We start from the raw sequence: 446 nt of genomic DNA, 5'->3' as shown, positions 1-446 counted from the left end.
GCATCGCCCCCAGTGCCCGGCACACCGGAATCCATGGCCGGCCCAACCGGCGGCTTCCGGACGTGGGCAACGGCTCCCATGGGAATACCGGCATTTACCGCCGCAGACGAAAACTCCACGGCCTTGAAGCCTTCGCCGCCCGCCTGCAGCAGGAACCGCAGCAGATTCATGGCGCCGGCTGCCGGGGCGGATGCAGCAGCAGGTAGGCAGCCTGGAAGTACCCATCGACATCCACTGGCGCCTCGCGGCCAGTCGCTTCCCCGTGGAGCAACATCAGATCGACGAGGCGTTTGAGCTCCTCGAAGCAGGAGAAGGCGCGCACATGCACGCGCCCCAAGCCCTCGAGCGCCACCTCGCACGCCACGGACGGGGCGATCTTGCCGAGAAAGAAAAGCACGCTCGATTGCACTTCCCATCCATAACGGTCGAAGTTCCGGGCGATATGC

1 protein-coding gene is annotated in these 446 nt (G+C 65.5%); it reads right to left on the bottom strand.

Translation table 11 applies throughout. The features are described from left to right. Positions 1-166 precede the first annotated feature (166 nt). Positions 167-446 (bottom strand): hypothetical protein (locus tag K9U40_RS23830; protein ID WP_282892526.1); only part of this gene is annotated, 280 nt, incomplete at its 5' end.

Source organism: Xanthobacter autotrophicus, from assembly GCF_030015065.1.
Taxonomy (GTDB): Bacteria; Pseudomonadota; Alphaproteobacteria; order Rhizobiales; family Xanthobacteraceae; genus Xanthobacter; species Xanthobacter autotrophicus_D.
Note: the sequence above shows the minus strand (reverse complement) of the source record. Positions and strands in the feature narration are given on the sequence as shown.